Genomic DNA, 21,766 nt, shown 5'->3' on the forward strand with positions numbered 1-21,766 from the left:
AGACAAAAGACGCGCTCCCTTGGGGTCGCGTCTTTTTTGCGGCAAACTGAGCCAGTCGGCCCGGTCTCTTTGCGTTGTGTTCTGACTGTTGCAGGATCAGTTGCAGAGTGTCCTGTCGATCAGTGCCAGTCCAAGTAGAAACATCGAAATCAAAAAGACCACATTGGCAACCACGGCCAGCCCGGTCGCAACGCCACCAAATGCCAGCACCGCCGAGGCCGCAGCAACCAGAGAGAAAATCAATGGCCAGTTTATCATCGCTCTTCCTCACTCTGTCGTTATCGATCTGTTGGGAAAACGCTTTTCATAAGGGAAAGTTCCCTCCCGGACCGCGCCGCAGAGACGTCCGGTCCGGATTCGCTCTGAGGCCCTGGCCTATTTCTCAGGGATCTCAGGTTTGATCTGCGCATAGGTCAGCACGGTGAAGACCGCAGTGCCGCCAATGACATTGCCAACCAGCACCGGGATAAAGAACCCAAAGATCGCTTGCCCCAAAGGCAACAATCCCTGCACCATCAAAAACGCCATTTCAACTGATCCAGCAACAATATGGGTGAAATCGCTTACCGCGATCAACCATGTAAAAATGACAATCAGAGGGATTTCGCTGTGCTGTGCGGACGGCAGCATCCAGACAATTGCAGCGATCAAAATCCCCGATGGAATGCCACTGATCATGCCGATAAGGGGCGGCATACCGGTTGCGTGTTCACTGATTTTCACCATGGCCGCGCGCAGGTCGGCATCCAAAACCGGTGTCAGCGCAAAAAACGACGCGATCAGGAAGGCACCGACGACATTCGCCGCCAGCACAACCGCCCAAAGCCGCGCCGTGCGCAGAAAACTCGCCTTGTCCCCGCGCAGCATGACAGGCACCACTGTGGTGATGGTATTCTCGGTGAAAAGCTGCATACGCCCCAGGATCACCATCAAGAACCCAAGCGAATAGCCGAGGTTTTCAACCAGGGGGGACCAACTGGCCTCGGGCAGATGTGTCTTGAACACCGCCTTGCCCAGCACCGAAAAACTAATCAGCAGCCCCGCGGCAATCCCCGACCACCAAAGCGCCCGGACCGGGCGTTCCAGCTCCTCTTCGCCATTGCGACGTATGGTTTCAAAGATCAATCTGGGAGACAGACCTGTCGCCTCCTCGACCGCCTCATTCTCGCATTCTTCCTGAATGAGATCCTCGCCGGGGGTTCTGGCCTCGGTCATATGCAGCTCCTGCTTTTCCAATATTACACAACGCTCCGGCGCCCCTAGATGTTCCGTCCGACGGAACCTTTTTCGCGCGCCCGCGTTGAGAGACGAGCCGTACAAAAAGGGGATGCCCGTGACCGAAGACCTCAGCCTGACACTGATGGAGCAGATGAGCGGCTGGGTGACGAGTGCTGTCACAGCGGCCCCGCGCGTCGGCGTTGCACTGGCCATCCTGCTTCTGACAGCCCTTCTGGTCTGGCTGGCCAAGACTGTTATCAGACGCATCAGTCATCAGCTGGAGCTGCGGCGCAATCTCTGCGATGTGCTGCAGCTTTTGGCCAGCGTGGTGCTGTGGCTGATTGGCAGCCTGATTGCCGTGACGGTGGTCTTTCCGACTGTGACCCCCGGCAAGGCGCTCACCACGCTTGGTCTCGGGTCTGTCGCCATCGGCTTTGCGTTCAAGGACACCTTCGAGAACTTTCTGGCCGGTATCCTGTTGCTGTTACGCGAGCCGTTTCAGATTGGTGATTTCATCGAATGTGAGGGAGCCGAAGGGAAGATCGAGGCGATCACCGTGCGTGACACCCACATTCGTCAGACTGACGGTCAACTGGTTGTTGTCCCCAACGCACAGCTCTTTCACAACGCGGTGACCGTGCGCACCAACAAAGAACTGCGCAGAGCCACATTGATCTGCGGCATCGCTTATGGCGAAAACGTTGACGCCGCGCGCAGCGTAATCTCCGAAGCAGTGCGAAATGTAGACATGGTGCGTGACGATGTCCGCGATGTTCAGGTTTTTGCAAAAACCTTTGGCGCCTCCTCCGTCGACTTCGAAATCACCTGGTGGACCGGGTCCGAACCTTTGGATATCCGCGCCAGTCGGGATCAGGTCGTGGCGGCCGTGAAAAGCGCCTTGGACGATGCCGGGATTGAAATCCCGTTTCCCTATCGAACTTTGACTGTAAACGAGCCCGTCCCAGTCCAAATCGACAGCCCGCATGATGGCCAAGAATAACAGCGCATCGACAAGTTTTACCCGCCCCTGATGCCCGCAAGCGACGGTTTCTAATGCCATCCACGCCCCGGATTGCTTTGGCATAGCGACAAGGTAATGGGACTATCACTCATTCATATATCGAAACAGTTGGGATCGTGATTCATGACCCCATGCCGACCGCTGTCTCGTTTCTGGGGCGATGGCTAAGCCACATATATTTTCACAGCGCTGGTGCCCATGGTCTCAGCCCTCTGTGCTGACCGGCAGGTCCATGCCGTGGTCTTTCAGCAGGGCGTGGCGGCGGGCGGTCTTGAGGTCTTCGCGCACCATTTCGGCGCACATCTCTTGGGTGGTGATTTCCGGCTCCCAGCCCAGTTGCTCCTTCGCCTTAGAAGGATCACCCAGCAGCGTCTCCACCTCGGCGGGGCGGAAATAGCGCGGGTCAATGCGCAGCACCACATCGCCCACTTTCAGCGCCGGGGCCATATCGCCCTCAATCGCGGTCACCGTGGCAATTTCCTCGACACCTGCGCCCGAAAACGCCAGCGTCAGCCCCAGCTCCTGCGCCGACCAGGTGATGAACTGGCGCACCGAATATTGCTTGCCGGTGGCAATCACAAAATCCTCAGGCGCCTCCTGCTGCAGCATCATCCACTGCATGCGCACGTAATCTTTGGCATGGCCCCAGTCACGCAGCGCGTCGATATTGCCCATATACAGACAGTCCTCGAGGCCTTGGGCGATATTGGCGAGGCCGCGGGTGATCTTGCGGGTCACAAAGGTCTCGCCCCGGCGCGGGCTCTCGTGGTTGAAGAGAATGCCGTTGCAGGCATAGATGCCATAGGCCTCGCGGTAGTTGACCGTGATCCAGTAGGAATACAGCTTGGCCACCGCATAGGGCGAGCGCGGGTAAAACGGCGTGGTCTCGCGCTGCGGGGTTTCCTGCACCAGACCATAGAGCTCAGACGTGGAGGCTTGATAGAAGCGGGTCTTCTTCTCCAGCCCGAGAAAACGGATCGCCTCCAGCAGGCGCAGGGTGCCGATGCCATCCACATCGGCGGTATATTCCGGCGCCTCAAAGCTGACCGCCACATGGGACTGCGCGCCGAGGTTATAGACCTCATCCGGCTCAATCTCGCTCAGCAGCCGGGTCAGGTTCGACGTGTCGGTCAGATCGCCGTAATGCAGTTTGAACCGGGCATGATCCACATGCGGATCCTGATAAATGTGATCCACCCGCTGGGTGTTGAACGACGACGCCCGCCGCTTCAGCCCATGCACCTCATAGCCCTTCTCCAGAAGAAACTCCGCAAGGTAGGACCCATCCTGACCCGTTACACCGGTGATGAGGGCTTTTTTCACAGTTGGCATTTTTGTATCCATAGTTCTTGCAATCAGACGTCGGATGCAGCTCAGGCTGCACGATCACACATGGTTTTGGGCTGCGCCACCGCTTTGAACGCACTGGCAACGCTGAGAACATCCGCAGTCGACAGGTTGTGGTGGTTTGGCAAATAGATCCCGTAATCATGGATCAGATCCGCATTTGGTAAAGTCTCTCGCCCATAGTGCCGAATCCAGAAAGGATGGCGAGCGATGTTACCGCAGATGAGCGGCCGACATTCGATCTGCTGTTCTCTCAGATGCTCAAACACGTCCATTCTATTCTCAACCAGTGTGCCATAGGCAAAAGAGGACAGCAGATCAGTCTCGCTCTCCTGAGAATAAAACCCGTGCAATTCCTCGGCATAGGTGTCGAAATTGCGCGCGCGCACGCGGCAGATATCGTCAAGCTTCAAAATCTGCTGCCGTCCGATAAACGCCTGCAGATCGGTCGAACGCAAATTAAAGCTAAGCGTAATAAAAGGTATAGAGATTGCGAAAATCGTCGATGTTGTGATCCTGCTGCAGTTGGTCTCGCAGCGTTGGGTTCAGATCCCGGCTCCAGCCGTGAGAGCGAAGCGACAACATGACCTGATGCAACTCACTGTCGTCGGTGACTACCATCCCGCCCTCGATCGTTGAGATATGGTGGCCATAGTAGAATGAAAAGCTGCCCGCAGCGCCGTAGCAGCCGAGTTTGCGCTCACCGCTGACCGAGCCAAGCGCTTCGCAGCTGTCTTCCAGCAACAGCACATCGTAACGGTCACAGATATCTTGGATCGCTTTCATGTGATTGGCATGACCCAACACATGCACAAGGATCAGCATCGCAGGGGCCTCATCCTTGCAGAGCTGTTCCAAGTGTTCCAGATCCAGACCAAGGTTTACCGGATCACAGTCACAGAGCCTGACATCGAACCCAAACTGAATGAGCGGCGACACTGTAGTCACCCAGCTAACCGCAGGCGCAATCACCTTATTGTTTCGCAGCCGCCCTGCCTCACGGGCAGCATATATCATCAACAGGTTTGCTGAAGAGCCGGAGTTAACGAATACTGCATGTTTGGACCCCATCCAGGCCGCAAATTCTTCCTCAAATGCCACGGTTTCCTCGGCCTTTGTCAGGCGGTTACCAGCCATCATCCAAGCCGCTGTCTGCTGCAATTCGCGCCGCGAGATCGTGTCCTGCGCTAGTGTGATCGGGCGGGGAGGTTGGAAATTCTTCATGCCTGTGCCCCCCTCACAGCCTGCATCGCCTTCAGTTCGACGTAGTAGTGGCGCACCTCATTGTAGGCGGCGGCAATATTGGCGGCTTTCTCCTTGTCCTTCAGCGCATCAATCGTAATCGATCCATCATGAGCGCGGAAACTTGCCAGAGGTTCCTTTACAAACCCTACCTTTGGATAGCGCAGCATGGACAACAGCGAGGCAAAGATGTCCGGGCCCACACCATGGTATTCACTGCTCTGCAGTGGCAGGCGCCCCTGATAAAGCGCATCAATCAGCACTTGACGCCGGAATAGCGCCGCGCCCGGCGAGATGAGCGAGCCGACAATGTTCTCCTCCGCTAACCGGTTGTCGAAGATACCGGTCTCCGGCAACCATTCCAAAAACTGCACCATCATCTGTTTGCCGGTTTTGTCGTCGATGACTTCCGCACCGCTAAAGGCAAACCCCACATCATCCTTGAGGACAGACGCGCATTTTTCGATGAAGGTCGGCGCAATCCAATCATCATCATACTGCAGATGGACAAATTCGCCGGAGGCATGCAGCACGCCTTCAAGCCAGCAAAAATGCGGGCCAAAGTCTTTCTCCCGGCGAATGTACGTGATTCTGTCACCATATTCTGCAGCGACCTGTGCAGTATGATCGGTCGACCCGTGGTCAGACACGATGACCTCGCAAGGCACCGTTTGACTAAGAGCGCAGTCAATCGCTTTGGGCAACATATCCGCGCGATTAAACGTCGGGATTACGATGGAAATTGTCTTAGTCATGGCGTTCTCCAAGGATCGCACGCAGGCGCGTCACATCAGCCTCGAGCGTGTCGTTTTGGCCCACGGGCCGTATATTCAGCGAAAAGGGAGCGATTGCTTGTGCAAAGTCGGCCACAGTCATCGCGCTACCAGACGCGACATTGACCGGGCCCTCTGCTTCAGAAAGCGCAAGTTCAGTGATCAGGCGCGCAGCCTCAGACGCCGGAAGAAAATCGCGCCGACTGCCAGCTCCATACAATTCAAACGGCGCCTCTGGTGAATGAGTAGCAAATCGCTTCTCAAGTGTAGGGCGCAGATAGCTTCCGGTTTGCTCGGGGTCGTGGATTGAAAACAGTCGGGCGATGCACAGCGATCGACCGGTAGCCGCACAGATCTGCTGCGCAGCCTGCTCTGAAATCAGTTTTGTTTGACCATAAAGTGACACCGGCTCTTTTGCGTCGGTCTCTCGAAGCGGAGTCTCCTGGCTTGCGTAGACATGACTGGACGAACACAAAAGCATCCGTGCTGCGCTGCCATCAAGCGCCGTAAGAAGGTTGATCGTCCCACCCGCATTGATGGCAAAGGCCGCGCCCGGATTTGCGCGAACCGACTGAACAGGCACCATTGCCGCAAGATGGATAACCAGATCCAGCGGCCCAGCTCTCTCGATAACCTGAGCAACGTCATGCGGATTGGTCAGATCGGCGGTGTTTCGCAACACCTCGGCATCAGGTGCTAGCGTCTTCAGTGCCGTCAGCGCATGGCGCCCTACGATACCCCCGCTTCCGGTTATGAAAATACGTCTCGACATGGTCACTGCACCACAACCGATTGTGCCGTGCGCTGTGCCCCAAGCCCCATGGCGCGGAATTGGACGGCCAGCTTATCACTGGCCTGTTCAACCTTGTTACGCGGTCCGCCGTCCGGAACAATGGGCTCAGGGTTCGCGCCTGGCCATTTTGAGAAGTCATTTGAAAGGATGAAATTGGCAAAGGAAACCAGACTGACACCATGAGCGCGCAGATGGTCATTGTCCTGATGAGGTCGAAATTCGGCTTGCGAGTCCTCGTCTGAATAATACCGGCCGACGATCATAGGAATGCGTGTGATTTTGCATTTTTTGTTGGCCAGCATTTGCCAAAAGATCGAGTCTCCGATCGATTTGATCGGCATTTGGTTGCCGAAATAACTGGGATACCACTGCCCCACCTGTTTCAGATTCCAAAGTGTCGCCTAGCCCATAGGTCCCCCGCTCTCCTGTGCCACTGCCGAGCCTAAGGTCAGCCTGCGCCTTCGGCGGCCAATCGGCGATGAAATTCGTCTTCCAAAGGTCCTCGACCACAAAGTCCTGTTCCAGATGGCTCTCATCAAAACTAACCAGCCATTCGCCACCCACCAATGCCGACTTGGTGGCAGCAGCTGTCGCCACCATTGTCTGAACCGCATTGGTGGCCAAGCGATCGTCCATATTGAGATTCATGATGTAGTTGGTCTGTGCCAATGCGGTTGCTGCTGACCAGGCTTCATAGATCGTCAGAGGCGCGTCAAAGCTATGCCAGGGGGCCTCCAGCCAATCCGGAGCAACGTCGCCGTTGTCGAAAATGTAACAAGGCTCAACCGGAATCGACTGCGCCTTCAGGTTTTCCCAATGAGAGCGCAACAACTCCAGTTTGTTGGGCTGCTTATGCCAAACAGCACAGAAAACCGTCACCAGCGGGCGATCGGGCGCATTTGAATCAGGAGCATTAAACGAACGAAACTTCATGTGACCGGTTCTCCAGCAAAATACGCACCGCTTTGTGCGCGTACATTCGCGAAGATACGCTCAGAAGGGATAAATTTGAGTTAAGTCACTCTGGATCTGACAATTCCCGCTGGAAGCTGGGTCAGGTTGCCATCTAGTGAAACGGGCCGCACAAAAGACGCCCTATCCCATGCAACCCGATATCATTGGGCTACAGCACCACAAATAGTTTATGAATCGCAGCCTCAGTTGATTTTGCAGATCCTGCGGCTGCGATTTTGTCGTGGGGTGCCTATACGTCGACTTCGACCTTCCCGATGGGGTTTGAACAGCAGGCCAGAATGTAGCCAGCCTCGATATCACCATCTGATATGCCGCCGTTGTGTACCATGTGGACTTCACCAGAGGTTTTCTTGACTTTGCAGGTCCCGCAGACACCAAATGTACAACCCGATGGGATGTTCAAACCAGCCGACCGAGCAGCTGCTAGAACCGTGTCGGTCTCTGCGATCCTGGCGGTTACATTCGAATGTGTAAACAAGATCTCCGCACGGCCATCATCGTTGAGTATGACGTCATCCAGTTCAGGCTGATCGGCCTCAGTCTCGACAGGTGCACCGAAGCTCTCTTGTCGGTAGTTGTCCATATCAAAGCCGAGACCAGCCAAAGCATCACGCACGGCTTGCATGAACGGCTCTGGACCGCAGCAATAAACCTCCCGCTCTAAATAATCAGGAGCGATCAAACCGAGCATCAGCTGATTGAATTGCCCCTGATATCCAGTCCATGGGCTGTACCGATCCGGTTCTTCAACAACAAACTTCAGATCCAACCCATCGGTGCGACTGGCCATTTGCTCTAACCGTTGGCGAAAGATAATCTCCGACGGACGTTTGGCACAGTTGATGAAGGCAATGTCCAGATCGCGGCCTTCGTCCCACATACATGTTGTCATCGACATCATCGGCGTGACGCCCGAGCCTGCCGAAATAAACAAGTATTTTTGGGCAGAGCTATGCGCGTTAGTAAAAACCCCCGCTGGTCCTATAGCCTTAATCCGCATACCGGGCTGCAGGTTGTCTAGTAGCCAACGCGTACCGATACTATCGGGTTGTGCTTTCGCGGTGATCGTGATCGACCGAGGCCGCGACGGGGAAGATGACATGGTATAGGTCCGATGCACCACGCCTCCCGGTTGACCGGGGGCAGGGATTTCAAGCGTCAGGAACTGACCAGGATGATACTTGAATTGTGCTCCCGACGGGGCGCGAAATGAAAAACTGGCGGTATTCGGTACTTCAGGCACGACCGAAACGCATTCCAACATTTCGGCATCCTGCCAGACGTCGGCAGAGGCTGTGTCTAGATCTCTCATTCGTCCTACTCCGCCGCTACCGAATTTTGTGGCAGACGCGCGCTCAGCCTATTGCAGTACCATTCCACAAATTGCAGTACACCCGTCTCCTGGCTCGGCGAATAAGGCCCTGGCGCATAGGCCGGACTATCAATGCCCTGCTGATTATCCTCTACCACCTGACGATCCTCAGAATTGGTGGCCATCCAAACTTCGGTCAGCTTAGCTCAGGTCATAGTCAACGCCCTCTAGCGCGTCTTTGTGGACCAGCCATTTCGTCGTCACCTCAGTTTCGGTGGCGCTAATGGGCGTGACCCGGAAGACGACGGCGTGATCTGCTAGAAAGTGATTCCATGTTGTAGGGTAGTGGAATTTCAGCAGTGCTCCGGCATCAACAAACGGCAACTGCCCCAGTCGGCGGCGTACCGCAGATTTTCCGTCCAGGGTATAGCTTTCTGCAGCCGCCTTTAATGGCATGCGCGCCAACCGGTACTGACCGCCATCGTGCAGGTAGAACTGCGATGGCATTCCCGCGCCCTCGCAACGGTCGAAATGCGCCTGAATATGAGGTGGAACTCTGCCATCCTCTATACCTGTCACTGCCGGGTCGTCCGGAAAGGTGCGACAGAGCGCAGGATGATTGCCAGCGCAGTGATAACATTCTCGGTTGTTTTCCCAAACCAACTTCCAGTTGCCGTTCTCGATGATCGTGCTTTCAAAGGCCACCTTGGCGTTACCCAGATCATGGGGCTCTAGATAGGGGCGCGCGATATCAGCGAACATGTCAAAATCCGGGGCCGTGTGAGCAAGACAAATATAGACCAACCCCGCCAGTTCCCGACAATGAACCGCCTTCAATCCATGCTGTTTCGGATCAAAATCTGGCCCCATATCACGTGCCCATAGCAACGAGCCATCAAGTTCATAGGTCCATTGATGATATGGGCACACAAGCTTAGGAGCATTTCCCTTGGCAGCCTTGCAGATAATCGACCCACGATGGCGGCATGTATTGTGGAACGCTCTGATATGATTGTCAGCACCACGTACGATTATCAGACGGTAGGCTCCGACCTTATAGGTCACATAGTCACCGCTCTTCACCAGTTCGCATGCAGGAATGGCAAAAAGCCAGTCCTGATAATGGATGACTTCAAGATCTGCTTGAAAGACCGCAGGATCAGAATAGAACGCCTGCTCCAAGGCATAGCCCGGGTTTCGACGCATCAATAGGCTTTGAATATTGTTCACTTCTGGCTCTCCTACCGCGCCCCGCGGCATTGCTTGGGCAGATGGCATAGAGGAGCTGTTCGGATACTCGCGAGGATCACGTCCGAAACCAGTGCCCCCACCGCCACCCGCGGTTTGACGTATACAAGAGGCTGGTTTCCGGACTTGAAAGGGGCTTTCACCCGGTCTCGACACCTTCCCGGGATCCTCATCCCAGTGGCTGATCGTCGAGCCTGACCTTCCTTACCGTTGCGGGGGCAGTGCCGGACTTAAACCGGCTTCCCAATTCTCCACGGCCTGAAATCAGGCAGCGGCACCTCGTATTTGCAAGATACTCATGAGCCACATTGGAACTGAAATACTTGCGACATTCCCAGACGCAAAACAGACATTGGAGCAGTCCCACCGACATAAGAAATGTGTTTATTCACTGATATCGATTCATCCACGAGGCGGTGAGCTGTCACGCGCTTGATCGCGCACACCTTGGGATCGCTCAGAATGGGCATGGGTATCCTCACTTCACGACTTCGGCAGCACCTGCTCATACTATCATTCAGTGTACATCGGGATGGGTCGCGACGAATACCTGATCGATCTGACCAAGGTAGTGGCCTAGTCCCTACGCTTGAGCCCGAGATTGAGACAAGGCCCACTGTGGCCATCGAACTATCCTAAAACCATCCATAAACCACCTATGCGCAAGCGCGAGGCAGTGGCGAACGAAAAGGTTTTGGATGCCGGGACAGAGGTCGAGGATCTGTTGCAACTCGTGAAGGTCTACGCTGCGGACTGCGCTTGCTTCACCAGGTCCAAGGCTTATTTCTCGGCCACTGGTTTCAGTCGGGACACTGGCGCGCCCACGTCGAGGATATCGGCAAGAACTGCGAAGAAACGAAGGCCAAGGAAGCCCTGATGCGCGCAGGCCTTGCCGATTGGGTGACGGGCAAGCATCCGCTTTGCCGCCACATCACACCCGGCCAGATCAATGCGCTCGTGTCTGCAGAGTTGGTCATCCACGCGCAAATCCAAGCCGCAGGCCGAGCTCTCTAAGGTCTACACCACACAGTAACCACCACACTTCGCGAAACTGGGCTCGATGAACACCGCATCGCAGACCTTCTAGGACAGAAGGCACCATCCACAGCACGGCACTATTCACGATCCGCAAATCTTGCCGAATAGAACCGGGAAACCGTGGCGACACTGGAAGAAGATAACCGAAAGCGGGCCGAAATTGTCAAACCTTATCAAAACGAGGATAAGCCAAGACCAGAGAACACAAACATACCAGCTTGTTAAGTGGTGCCCGGGGGCGGAATCGAACCACCGACACGAGGATTTTCAATTTTCCTTAGGCGCTATGCGGGGTGGTGCATGCTGTTGCTTTCTGAACGATTTACCCAACGATACCAAACCGCTGCGTCTTGCATGTCAACTCAAGGCTTGGCGAAGTGTATCGTTTCAACCCACGAATTTTTGCACCCATATGACACCCCGCGGACCACGTTTGCTTGGTTTATTTGTTGAAGAGTGCACGGCCATACGTTTAGTTCGACCGTGGTACACTTTGGAGCATCAGGCATGTTCACTGATTATCGCGCCTATTGGAATTTCTCCCACAGAGTGAGGAATTCCAACCGTTATGCCCTAGATGAAGCAAGTCTAGAATTTTTGAGAATATTTCGTGAAAGTGTCCACCAACGAGAGGAGACGATCCGTGGTGGAACAAATCTTGTTCGGGCCGTTCGTGACTATGAGGAGATTTACGGTGAATACGGAGAAGTCACGAACATCACCGGTGCAAGCGAAGACAGAATCCTCCCCAAAAGGCAGTTTGCGTATGAGGGCCGCGTCAATCCAAGTGGCGTAGTTACCTTGTACTTGGCTTCCTCCCAGACGACCGCCGTGTCTGAAGTCAGGCCTTGGGTCGGTGAAACAATCTCGATTGCATGGGTTTCTATCGTTAGAGACCTCCGCATCGTTAACCTCTCCATTGGCCACGACAAAAACCTTCTTTCAGAACTGACACTGGGCGAATTGACGGGAGAAACGCCGATCCCAAAGGAAAAGGCCAACAGGTGCGTTTGGAACGACATTGATAACGCCTTTTCAACTCCAACCACACGCACTGACACTGGTGCAGAGTACGCCCCAACACAGATTCTGGCCGAAGCCGTGAAGTGCGAAGGCTTCGACGGTCTTGTTTACAAAAGCTCATTTGGAGGAGAGCACGGTTACAACGTCGCTCTGTTCAACGTGGATGACGCAAAGGTCGAGTGGTGTAATGCGTTTTCAATCGACGACATTGAAATCAGTTTTAGCCAAGCAGGAAATCCTTGGTCGAAAAGAACGACGTGAGGTTGCTATTTCTTTGGTTTCACGGATCTTCGATGATTGCGTTTGGTCGTCTTAGCCTGCTTCTTGTACCAAATGCGGAACGCCGATTTGATGCGTTCAACTGACTTGACCTCACCGAGTGCGTCCAGAAAGGTTAGATCTTCGCTACATCCAGTTTCGGCCATCGTTTCGAGTCGTGCAACCGCATCAGTGGGTAGAAAACCAGCCAGCGCATTGTATTGCACCTCGGTACGGTGCTCTGGATTGGTTAATAGGATAAGGGATACAAAAACTTGTCTGTCGGGATTGGCGGCAAGCGCTTTTGCAGCTTGCATCAAACGGCCCTCGGTTGCGACGACCGCCGTTAACATACAAAGCCAGATGCAGACATCGGGATCGACCGAAGCAAGCACGTTGTCATCGATCAAATCCAAATTTCCACTTTCGAAACTGTCAGACTCAATGAATAGAGCCCGCGCGACCAACGCTTGAAGTGTCGGTCGACCTTCACCGGTCGCAATTTTCACAAGCTTTGCCTGTCGTACCGCTGTTCCATGCCTTGCCATGGTACGTAACAATTGCAAACGAACATCATAGTTTTTTGTTGCTCGTAGGGACTTCACTAGTTCTTTATAGACATCGTCTGAAAGAGACGGTTGTTCGCGAAGCAACTCGATTGCGCTTTCTGCAATGGGAAAAGAAACATTTTCCTCATAATGCTGGTGATGATCTGGCGTCCACGTGTCATATGAGAGCTGGATTAGCGTTGGAATATGAGAGCGATCCTGCTTTTCCGTGAGCATTTCGACAAGGCGTCTTCGCACAAGGCTGCTTGTGTCACGATGAGTTTCGAGAAGGCGAGCGGGCAACCCATCGGTTGATGAAGCAAAGACAGCATTCATTGCCTCTATACGAACTCTGGCAAAGTCGTGCTGCAATCCAAGATCGACCAAACTGTTGGCTGCAATCGTCGTGGCCAACTGCATCGCTTGGGTTGCGATGTCGATGTTTCCTTCGTCCACCTCTAGCGTTGCAGAAAGTATGTTCGTCAATCTGCCTTCAACGTTTTGTCCGCATTGGGTCAAAATCCGAGAAACAGCTAGGTTGAGGCTGTGATGTGTGTCCTCAGGGATTGATGCCAGCAATTCGCTGCATGGTACTGAAAGGCCGACGCTACTGTGTTCGAGCAGGGCTGAAATGACGTCTCTTGTGTTTTGGTCAAGTTCGCTTGTGAGCGTGCTGAAGTCTAAGCTCGAAACCTCGCCATTTTCATCGCCCAGACATGTTTGCACATCGAGGACCAACTCAAGTAGCCGTTGTGGCTTCAATTCTGATGATGCTGAGAATGCGCCTTCGATCAACGGAAGAGCGTGTCTTAGGGCAGTTCTGGAAGCACTCACACGCGCGTCGTCGTTTTTAGAACCCTTGACTAGTCGTGCTTGCAGCGAGCTCTCTAGCGCTGGGTCATAATGTTTCTCAAGAAGCTTCCAGAAATCGCTTTCGTATCGACCGCCCTTCGTTAGTTCAGAGAGGGCTAGCAATTCTTCTGTGCAAGGGGGATAGTCGCTTTTCTGCGCTAAGTGGAGCCATTCCCACATAAACCCACTAATGTTTGGATGATCCTTCAGACGCGCCCATTCATTGCGTTCTCGAAGCATTTCAATGTAAGCGCGCAGTATCTCGCTTGCAGTGTGGCCGTCTTCACCCATGATTTCCCAATAGTGGTCAATCGCTTCGTCGTCATAGTCGCGATTGAAGAGCGGGAGCAGCTTTTCCCTATCTTGGTTAGTTCGTTGCTCGTCGAAAAACTGCGCGGCTTCGGTGAAGACTTGTGCGAAAGCCTCAGCGTCTACCAGCGCACCATCAATCAGGACAACTGCGTTGGGATTGTAGCCATGGCCGACAATTTTTTGGAGCGCTCGCAAAAATGATGGGATCAAACCTAATGATAGCTTTCCGATCGCTTCGTGGAAGCTTCCTTGAAATGAACCATTTCTGAAAGGTATAATCCTAGTAATAAAGGCGTCGCAAATGGCATGCGTATGAGGTTCTCCAGACACCCACTCATACCAGTCATCCGACTTCTTGGGTTCTTTCCATGAAGTCATGTTGAACCATTGCTTGTCGATAGGGCTCTCCTCGAGCCAACGAGCAAGCTCAGCTACAGCACAGTTCTGAGACCCAGCTTTGGCCGCATTAGAGAGGTCATCGCCAAATGTGCTGTCTAGAGCGGCGAGACGGATCGTGAGCCAATCATCAATGCGCTGCTGGGTCGGCGGCGTTATTTTGAAATTCGTCAACTTGATTGAACGAAGCGCAGCAACAATCTGGGCTGCCGTTTCTGTGCCCCAATCCGTTTGACTATGTTCATCGATTTCGACCAGTGCATTGAGGAGGAAACTCAGCGCACGGGAGGTCGCAATGGGTTTTTTCAGCATTGCTTCTTCGAGGCCAGCTTCAACGCGAGGGTGCGCAAAACTAAATTCTGTTTTGTCTTGGCGTAAATTCCCCCCAGCAACTAGGAAACTAGCAAGGGCAGAAAGTCGATCTTCCAGTTTTGGTACGGTTTGACAGAGATAATACTCTATTTCCCCAAGGGCGTTAAACGTCAGTTTTTTTCTTACCTTCAGCAATGCCCAGAGTACCGCGGCCCCTTCCCAAATCTCTTGTCCGTCAATAGCAAGAACTAGTGCGCTTTCGATGGACTGCTTTCGCGCGCCATCAATGCACCGATTCATGTAGGTAGCTTCACTTTCGCCTTCGTCAGGCCCAAGGCCCAACGCACCGAAGAATCGATCCAGTTCGAGTGGGAGAGTTAGGTTTTTGAAGACTGTTGATCGATACTTGAGTGCTGATACCTGTTCCGATCTAGGTAAACCTCCAAGCCTCATGTCGAATAGCCTGGCTCTGTCGCTGGCTCGGTAATGCCCTGCAAGAAGTTCGCCTACAAAACGCTGATCAAGGGACGTCAAGTTTGCGCTTTTTATCACGTCGCTGCGGCTGGTAATCACGAACATTCGGTCAAGTGACGCAGACCCAAGAAATTCGTTCAAGGCGTCATTCCAAGGTAGGCAGTCTGGCTCGGCACGGTACCTTCCCCAAGGGTCTTCAATTTCATAGACAACTGACCCTATGGTTTTGTCATCTCGGAGACGTTCTGGACCACCTTCAATTTTCACATGTGTAATTCCCGCATTTTCCTCACGAAGTGTCGCGATTAAAGCCTTCGCAGTTGTGGTTTTGCCCGTTCCTGAGGGTCCTGTGAGGACAATCGCATTCCTTTCTTTCAGTTGGTTCAGAAGGTCATCCCAATTGGCAGGGTGCACAAACTGACTAAGGTCTCTTGAGACACCATCATAACCCCCATGTGTTTCGACGATGCCAATGATCTCTTGCCGTGTCCAAACACCGGCCTGAGCGCCTTTCATGCGTATTAATGCGCCCTCTTCCAACTGTTGAATGCATGCTTGGACGCTACTGCGCGGTACGCGGAACCGCTCAGTTAGCCGGTCGACTATGCGATGCTCCACCTTTTCCTGATCGAGACTGTTCCAGACGGCGACGCGACCATCGGCTCCATTGGGCAAAGCGCCCTTGAGGCTCGGGGGCATCGGCTTCAGTTGGCTCCACTGCGTCGGGCCACTTACTGATAGTTTTCGGGCGACGCCATCGAGATCCGCTGATGTCACGAGCAAGTAGTGCGCATCAGCGTCTTTTAGCATTTCTTTCGCGGGTTTCCGTCTTTTGCCGTGAGCAAGCAAAGATTTTATTTCATTGATTTTCCATGGTCCGGTGCTTCTTAGTTTGCACTGCACAATCAATTTTTTTGTTCTCAACTTGAAGCCTTGCGTCAGCGCGCTGACTTCTCCAGTCAATTCTGTGTAGAGATCTTCTTCGCTCGCAGGTTCAAGAGTGATTTGATCCGTTTGCTGCTTGTTCGCCAAAAGGTCTAACGCGAAAAGAACAGATACTTTTAGCTGATACCAATACCCATCAAGTGAAGAATGCGCGCTAGTCGTTGTTTCTGATTCAGATTCGCAATTCGACATGGAGGAATTCTCTTTGAGGGCACGTGCAAGTTGACCGATCTTGCTGGTATCAGCAATGACATCATCACACCCAGCTGTCGTATTTGGCCGGTTTTCTGTCCTGACCACAGAGCGAGCAGCCAAAGCGAGGCCCACCTCTCTACCTAACGCACGCATTCTGCCAAACTCAGTTTCAGTTTGTTGCCGTTCCTACCAAACCATACCCTGACACGCGGATTCTGGGTGTCTTACGATGTCTGCATGAAACAGATGCTGACAACCAAATCGCTCGACGCGATGCCTCCGGCGACCACAAAACGTTACGAGGTGCGCGACCAGAAAGTAAACGGCCTACATGTGCGTGTGTCGACCACAGGTGCCAAGGTGTTCTACACGTTGGTCCGACCGAACGGTGCGCGTAGGCGTATCAAAATCGGCCCTTACCCTGTGGTCTCCCTTGCCGACGCTAGACGCCGCGCGATGGAAATCGCCCGTGATGTCGAGTTGGGCGAGTTCGACAAGATACCTGACGTTCCCGTGGAAAGGGCACCGTCACTGGGTGAGGCGATTCCACAATTTATCGAACTATACGCCAAACCTCGCAACAAAGACTGGAAACGAACCGAGAGCGTCCTTCACAAGTTCGACGGGTTGAAAGACCGGCCCATTGACCAGATCAAGCGGCAGGATGTGACCAGGGTGTTGGACGACATCATCGACAACGGCACGCCGACACGCGCTAACCGGGCGCTCTCGGCCATCAAAAAGCTCATGAACTGGTATGTTATGCGCGGCGACATCGAAACGTCGCCTGTGGCTCTCCTTAGGCCGCCTGCGCGCGAAGTTGCTCGTGATCGCGTTCTCAATGCTGATGAAATTCGAACGATATGGCATCATAGCGACGTCGAAGGCTACCCATTCGGGCCATTCCTCAAACTGCTGATGATGACGGGGCAGCGACGGGCAGAAGTGTCTGACATGCGCTGGTCTGAACTCAATCTCGATGAAGGTGTCTGGGAACTTCCGGCGAGCCGTGTGAAAAACGCTCGTTTGCATATCGTGCCCCTGCCTCCACAGGCCGTGGACATCTTGCGATCCTTGCACAGGTTTCTCGACAGCGACTTTGTGTTCACCACGACAGGGCGCTCAGCGATATCTGGGTTCGGACGCCTCAAGGAACGTATTGCGGCAACTTTGCCAGAGAACACACAAGATTGGCGCTTCCATGATTTCAGGCGCACCGCCTCCACAGGCATGGCGAAGATCGGTGTGGCTCCTCATGTGATCGATGCCGTAACCAACCACAAATCAGGGGTCGTATCAGGTGTCGGCGCAACCTATAATCGCTACACGTATTTGAACGAAAAACGCGAGGCGCTGGAATTGTGGGCGAGCGACTTGATGAAAATAGTGAACAGCTAGTATTCGGACAATCGGCGCTGGATGAAATTCGTGACCGATTGCGAGTAGATATCGGCCAACTGATTGTTGATGAACTCAATCAAATTCTGCGGAAATATCGTCCTGTTATTCTCGCCGTGCCGACCCACTCAAAACTAGGGCCTGAACACGTCGACGTGTCTAAACAAGCTCAATGGGTACAGAATAGTATTATCAACACAGCAGAAAAATTGCGTGATGCGCTCGTGAATGAGGCTCATATGCTCCGAGGGATTATGTCGCCTGACACAGACAAATTGATTGATACGGCAACCTACATTCCTATGCTGAACAAGCTAATCGAAGAAGCAGACATGGCGTTTGTTGACCTAGACCAACAAGCTGCACTCGGAATTCGCAATTCTGAACAAATAAAGCTTGAGATCATCAAAGACCTGTGGTCGGTTTTTGAGACTCACTTTGAAGACAGCTTTCACGCACGGGGCCAGAACAATGCTGATCAAGCCATTCGAGTGGCCTTCGCAGAAGTCTATGGTCAGAGCGAAAGCCTCGCAAGCCTCTTAAAAGAAATGAGAAAATCTAGCTAGGCTGAAGCTGGTTTATCTGATCCAGATTGTCGATTTCTGACGCAAATAAGACCATTCTTATTGGTGTCGGAGCGCTCCTTCGCAAACGCAAACATGCAGAAGGAAAAAAGACAATGGATATTTCGAACGGGCAAAAGGCCCTCGCAACACGCGCTGATCTTAAGCGCTTGGGCATCACCGTAAGCAACAGCACGCTTTTGCGCTGGGAAGCCCGTGGGCGTTTCCCACGTCGGGCCCGCCTTGCTGGTACTAGTGTCGCATGGTTCCTGCACGAGATCGAACAGTGGCTCAACGAGCGCGCTGAAGAACGGTCGCGCACCCATTACGCCGAGTTCTGAACCCGGTCTCCCCCTCACAACAGCAGTCGAAAACCGCGTGCCATTTGCGCGAACCGCAAGGCTGCAAGCAATGAAAGGAAAGCGCATGCCTTCCAACTCCAAAACAAATACTCGGCCCCCCTATGGCCATCCTTACCCCTTCGAAGACTATGACGATGACTGCATCATCCACTCAAGCATGATGGGCTTCCTCGTTGATGTTTGGAAGGGAGCACCAGCAAATAGCCATCTGTTCGTCGCCACCTCCGATCCTAATGGGGAGCGTTGGCGCGAACACGTCATTCAATCAAGCAGAACATCCATTGGCCTGAACAGGTTTTTGCGCGCTCACTCGCGCTGGGACTTCAACTTGTACTTTTGTCCAAACCCATTCTCGCATCACAAAAGGCAAAAAAGGTTTGCCCTCCCTTCAAGACTGGGGTGGTGCGACATGGACGACAGCGACCCCGATGCTTATCGACCACAGCCCAATCATGTATGGGAGACTTCGCCAAACCGCTATCAAGCATTATGGCTCTGGGACAAGTGGCACGATATTTGTGAAGCCGAAGCCTTTTCACGCGAATCGGCTGCGCGACATGGAGGCGACAACGGTTGGTCCATCACCAAGATGTTGCGCATTCCCGGCTCTATCAACCACAAACCCGACTATAATGAACCATTCGTCCGGCTAGTGAAAAGGAATTGGCGCAAAACGCTCGTTCGTCCTGACGCGTCACCAGCAAAACACAGAACGTTGGCGACAGATTTCCCAGTCCTTCCAATGCACCCTTATGCATTTACTCGTTTGGAGGTGCTCAAAAAGTACCGTCTTAAACTGGATGTATCTGCGCGCACTGTGCTGCGCCATGATCGAGTGATCGCCACAGATCGATCTAAGTGGATCTTTGTCATAGTCGCTGGACTGTATCGGGCAGGTGCGCACATAGATGAAATCGCCGGTGCTGTTTGGTCCAGCCCATATTTCTATGAGAAGCACGGAGCCAACACCGAAAAGCTCGAACGCGAAGTCTCGAACATCATCGCATACTTGGAGGTGGACAGATGACCGTGAAGAAAAAGGAGCTCTTTGTCGGTCTCGACACAATCGATCCCAAGGAAGTCGAGTGGTTGTGGGAACCCTTTATCCCGTTCAGCATGATCACCATCATGGAAGGTGATCCGGGCGTGGGTAAATCATTCCTTGCTATGCAACTGGCCGTACAGGTCAGCATAGGTGGGGAGCTACCTGATGGGCAAAAGCTGGGGCGTGGTCGCGTCCTTTACCTCAGCGCCGAGGATGACGCGGCATATACGATCAGGCCCCGCATCGATGCGATGGGGGGCGATCCGTCACGCATTCGGGTTCAGGGTGACTTTCTGTCTCTGGATGAAAAAGGGTTGCAGGCACTCATGCGCGAGGTGAAGCGCAAGCCCCCAGACTTGCTGATCCTCGACCCACTGTTCGCGTATATTCCGGCAGGGCAGGATATCTACAAGCCAAACGTGATACGTCAGCTTTTGTCGTTCCTGAAAGATATTGCAGAAGCCGGTGAAACGGCTGTCGTCATCATCCGGCACCTGACTAAGGCCAAGCACAGCAAGGCCATTTATCAGGGGGGTGGTTCTATGGATGTGATTGGCGCGGCGAGGTCAGCATTTCTAGTATGCGTGCATCCGAGCGACAGTTCGACCAAGCTTGTTGTACATATCAAGCATAACATTGCCGTTCGGGGGCTAACTCAAAGCTATGAGATCATTGGTGAAGAAGGAAGCAGGGCGACCCTGAATTGGCTGGGGCCTTCGGACATTACGATTGATGACCTGATTTCTTCTGATGGTCCGCCCCGCATGTCGGCACTGGATGAAGCGACTCAGTTCCTGCGCGTGTTTCTCAAGAATGGGCCGGAACCTTCAACCAAGGTGGAGAAAGAGGCTGCTGCTCGAGACATCGCCCCCAAGACCTTGGAACGTGCAAGGCGCGCTCTGGGCGTCAGGTCCAAGAAAAAGGCAAAGGGTTGGTTCCTATCGTTGCCAGACGAAGAATGACCACAGGTAGGATATGAAGTGCGCCAAGAACGCCAACATCGCCATTGATGATTTTGGCGCATTTCACCCCTCAAGTTCGCCACGATGATGCATGACGCCCTTGGCGATCTTGACGTTCTTGAAATCGGCTAGAGACCGAAAATCTCGGCAGTCGATATGACCACTTGTCCGTCTGAAGGGCTCGCGCCAATAAAAAACAACTCCCCCCATCCCCCTGTGGTCACATGTTGTCTTCGCCTGCGTTGGTGTGGCCAGATGCGCCCGAGACCGACACGCGGACTATTGATCAGGCTGTTGGAGGTGAGGTGGACTCGAATAGCTGAGTCTTTTCAATCAGTCTGCATTCGGGTTCATCTGAGTGGGTGTATTCGGGTGCCGCATGGGTGGGTTTACTCATTGGCTGGACTGTCCGGCGCATCAATTTTGAACCCACCCCTTGCGATGGTAGTGGCGCAGCACGATGGCGCGGTTGAACAAGGGGAAGCCGATCCACAGGCCATTTAAGGTGAAGACGGATAAGATTGCCCACCACCACATGCCTTTGAATGCATAGTAGAATGGGCCGAACAGCAGGCACCACAGGCGATGCCAATTGCCGAGTACAACTTTCTCCTGCCCGTTAAATTTCCATGTTGCCCGAATGACCATTGTGGTCTCCTTTGCTGATTGCGGCTGCAACAGCGCAATAAGATCGAGCAGTGGTGGGCGTCAGGGTAATTCCTAGATCATTGAACGTCTGCGAGGCGCACAGGGGCCAGCACTGGCGTCAGCGGCGCTTTCGTCTCAACACGTCGTTCGTCGCGACCACGAGGCCCTCTGGCTCAATGTAACACTGCCGCGCGCGCTTAACGCCGTATGCTCTAGGGATTTGTTGTGGGGTTGTCCCTGACATGCCTACTGATCTCGTCTTATCGATCTGCATCAGAAACCTAGGAAAACAACATGTCCGACATCATCACACTGAAAACCCTTTGCGAAGAACTGAAGATCGACCCGCGCGAGGCACGCGAAAAGCTACGCGCCGCTGTTAGCGACGCAAAGGCAAACCCCGAACTCGCGAAAGCACGTAAGCCACGCACACCGTGGCAATGGGTCAAGGGGTCGGCAGCTGAGAAGGCCGCAAGAAGCATTCTCTCATGATAGCCAACAGAGCG

General features: G+C 53.6%; 20 protein-coding genes, 1 pseudogene and 1 riboswitch. Of the genes and pseudogenes, 8 read left to right on the top strand and 13 right to left on the bottom strand.

Annotation, left to right across the window (positions count from 1 at the left end):
* Positions 1-96 precede the first annotated feature (96 nt).
* Both L0Z65_RS12405 and L0Z65_RS12410 read right to left on the bottom strand, forming a co-directional pair.
* Positions 97-258, bottom strand: a complete 162-nt coding sequence (locus L0Z65_RS12405; RefSeq protein WP_096870412.1) for a DUF1328 domain-containing protein — start codon at positions 256-258, stop codon at positions 97-99.
* 117 nt (positions 259-375) lie between these two features.
* Positions 376-1,215, bottom strand: coding sequence for a formate/nitrite transporter family protein (locus L0Z65_RS12410; RefSeq protein ID WP_405108007.1), 840 nt, complete (start codon positions 1,213-1,215; stop codon positions 376-378).
* Positions 1,216-1,327: 112 nt separating this feature from the next.
* Between L0Z65_RS12410 and L0Z65_RS12415 the strand changes: the two genes are divergently transcribed.
* The gene (locus L0Z65_RS12415; protein WP_405108010.1) at positions 1,328-2,218 is read left to right on the top strand and encodes a mechanosensitive ion channel family protein; all 891 of its coding nucleotides are present in this window, start codon (positions 1,328-1,330) and stop codon (positions 2,216-2,218) included.
* A gap of 225 nt (positions 2,219-2,443) precedes the next feature.
* On the opposite strand, the gene gmd is transcribed toward L0Z65_RS12415, so the two are convergent.
* From gmd to L0Z65_RS12460, 9 genes and pseudogenes are all read right to left on the bottom strand, one after another.
* A complete protein-coding gene (gene gmd, locus L0Z65_RS12420; RefSeq protein WP_102898281.1) occupies positions 2,444-3,562 on the bottom strand; it encodes a GDP-mannose 4,6-dehydratase in 1,119 nt (372 codons plus the stop codon).
* 50 nt (positions 3,563-3,612) lie between these two features.
* Positions 3,613-3,999 carry a DegT/DnrJ/EryC1/StrS family aminotransferase gene (locus tag L0Z65_RS12425; RefSeq protein WP_405108013.1) on the bottom strand — a complete coding sequence of 129 codons (387 nt, stop codon included), beginning with the start codon at positions 3,997-3,999 and terminating at the stop codon, positions 3,613-3,615.
* Positions 4,000-4,051: 52 nt separating this feature from the next.
* Positions 4,052-4,810 (bottom strand): DegT/DnrJ/EryC1/StrS family aminotransferase, encoded by a 759-nt coding sequence (locus tag L0Z65_RS12430; protein ID WP_405108016.1) that lies wholly within the window; start codon positions 4,808-4,810, stop codon positions 4,052-4,054.
* The gene (locus L0Z65_RS12435) at positions 4,807-5,595 is read right to left on the bottom strand and encodes a glycosyltransferase family 2 protein (RefSeq protein WP_254683319.1); all 789 of its coding nucleotides are present in this window, start codon (positions 5,593-5,595) and stop codon (positions 4,807-4,809) included. Before L0Z65_RS12435 ends, L0Z65_RS12430 begins: the two co-directional genes overlap by 4 nt.
* Positions 5,576-6,373, bottom strand: coding sequence for an NAD-dependent epimerase/dehydratase family protein (locus L0Z65_RS12440; RefSeq protein WP_405108020.1), 798 nt, complete (start codon positions 6,371-6,373; stop codon positions 5,576-5,578). Before L0Z65_RS12440 ends, L0Z65_RS12435 begins: the two co-directional genes overlap by 20 nt.
* A gap of 216 nt (positions 6,374-6,589) precedes the next feature.
* A complete protein-coding gene (locus L0Z65_RS12445) occupies positions 6,590-7,327 on the bottom strand; it encodes a hypothetical protein (protein WP_405108023.1) in 738 nt (245 codons plus the stop codon).
* A gap of 271 nt (positions 7,328-7,598) precedes the next feature.
* Positions 7,599-8,681 carry a hybrid-cluster NAD(P)-dependent oxidoreductase gene (locus L0Z65_RS12450; protein WP_102897793.1) on the bottom strand — a complete coding sequence of 361 codons (1,083 nt, stop codon included), beginning with the start codon at positions 8,679-8,681 and terminating at the stop codon, positions 7,599-7,601.
* A 5-nt stretch (positions 8,682-8,686) separates the two neighbouring features.
* Positions 8,687-9,941: pseudogene (locus L0Z65_RS12455) on the bottom strand (aromatic ring-hydroxylating dioxygenase subunit alpha).
* 81 nt (positions 9,942-10,022) lie between these two features.
* Positions 10,023-10,226: riboswitch (cobalamin riboswitch) on the bottom strand.
* Positions 10,227-10,709: 483 nt separating this feature from the next.
* Entirely contained in the window at positions 10,710-10,910 is a 201-nt protein-coding gene (locus L0Z65_RS12460) for a hypothetical protein (protein WP_405108026.1), read from the bottom strand.
* Between the two features lie 564 nt (positions 10,911-11,474).
* Between L0Z65_RS12460 and L0Z65_RS12465 the strand changes: the two genes are divergently transcribed.
* Positions 11,475-12,251: an RES family NAD+ phosphorylase gene (locus L0Z65_RS12465; protein ID WP_405108029.1), complete on the top strand. Its 777-nt coding sequence runs from the start codon at positions 11,475-11,477 to the stop codon at positions 12,249-12,251.
* A gap of 5 nt (positions 12,252-12,256) precedes the next feature.
* On the opposite strand, the gene L0Z65_RS12470 is transcribed toward L0Z65_RS12465, so the two are convergent.
* Positions 12,257-16,402: a hypothetical protein gene (locus L0Z65_RS12470; protein ID WP_405108032.1), complete on the bottom strand. Its 4,146-nt coding sequence runs from the start codon at positions 16,400-16,402 to the stop codon at positions 12,257-12,259.
* A 117-nt stretch (positions 16,403-16,519) separates the two neighbouring features.
* Between L0Z65_RS12470 and L0Z65_RS12475 the strand changes: the two genes are divergently transcribed.
* The 5 genes from L0Z65_RS12475 (at position 16,520) to L0Z65_RS12495 (ending at position 20,612) form a co-directional block, all read left to right on the top strand.
* Positions 16,520-17,680, top strand: coding sequence for a tyrosine-type recombinase/integrase (locus tag L0Z65_RS12475; RefSeq protein WP_405108035.1), 1,161 nt, complete (start codon positions 16,520-16,522; stop codon positions 17,678-17,680).
* The gene (locus L0Z65_RS12480) at positions 17,644-18,246 is read left to right on the top strand and encodes a hypothetical protein (RefSeq protein ID WP_405108038.1); all 603 of its coding nucleotides are present in this window, start codon (positions 17,644-17,646) and stop codon (positions 18,244-18,246) included. The genes L0Z65_RS12475 and L0Z65_RS12480 overlap by 37 nt, the downstream gene beginning before the upstream one ends.
* Before the next feature lie 113 nt (positions 18,247-18,359).
* Positions 18,360-18,584: a helix-turn-helix transcriptional regulator gene (locus tag L0Z65_RS12485; RefSeq protein WP_405108041.1), complete on the top strand. Its 225-nt coding sequence runs from the start codon at positions 18,360-18,362 to the stop codon at positions 18,582-18,584.
* 70 nt (positions 18,585-18,654) lie between these two features.
* Positions 18,655-19,632 carry a DNA-primase RepB domain-containing protein gene (locus tag L0Z65_RS12490; RefSeq protein WP_405108044.1) on the top strand — a complete coding sequence of 326 codons (978 nt, stop codon included), beginning with the start codon at positions 18,655-18,657 and terminating at the stop codon, positions 19,630-19,632.
* A complete protein-coding gene (locus L0Z65_RS12495; RefSeq protein WP_405108047.1) occupies positions 19,629-20,612 on the top strand; it encodes an AAA family ATPase in 984 nt (327 codons plus the stop codon). The genes L0Z65_RS12490 and L0Z65_RS12495 overlap by 4 nt, the downstream gene beginning before the upstream one ends.
* Positions 20,613-21,029: 417 nt before the next feature.
* On the opposite strand, the gene L0Z65_RS12500 is transcribed toward L0Z65_RS12495, so the two are convergent.
* Positions 21,030-21,260: a hypothetical protein gene (locus L0Z65_RS12500; RefSeq protein ID WP_405108049.1), complete on the bottom strand. Its 231-nt coding sequence runs from the start codon at positions 21,258-21,260 to the stop codon at positions 21,030-21,032.
* Positions 21,261-21,554: 294 nt separating this feature from the next.
* Between L0Z65_RS12500 and L0Z65_RS12505 the strand changes: the two genes are divergently transcribed.
* Positions 21,555-21,752, top strand: a complete 198-nt coding sequence (locus L0Z65_RS12505; RefSeq protein ID WP_405108052.1) for a hypothetical protein — start codon at positions 21,555-21,557, stop codon at positions 21,750-21,752.
* Positions 21,753-21,766: the final 14 nt, after the last annotated feature.

Source organism: Phaeobacter sp. BS52, assembly GCF_045040595.1.
Lineage (GTDB): Bacteria > Pseudomonadota > Alphaproteobacteria > Rhodobacterales > Rhodobacteraceae > Phaeobacter > Phaeobacter piscinae.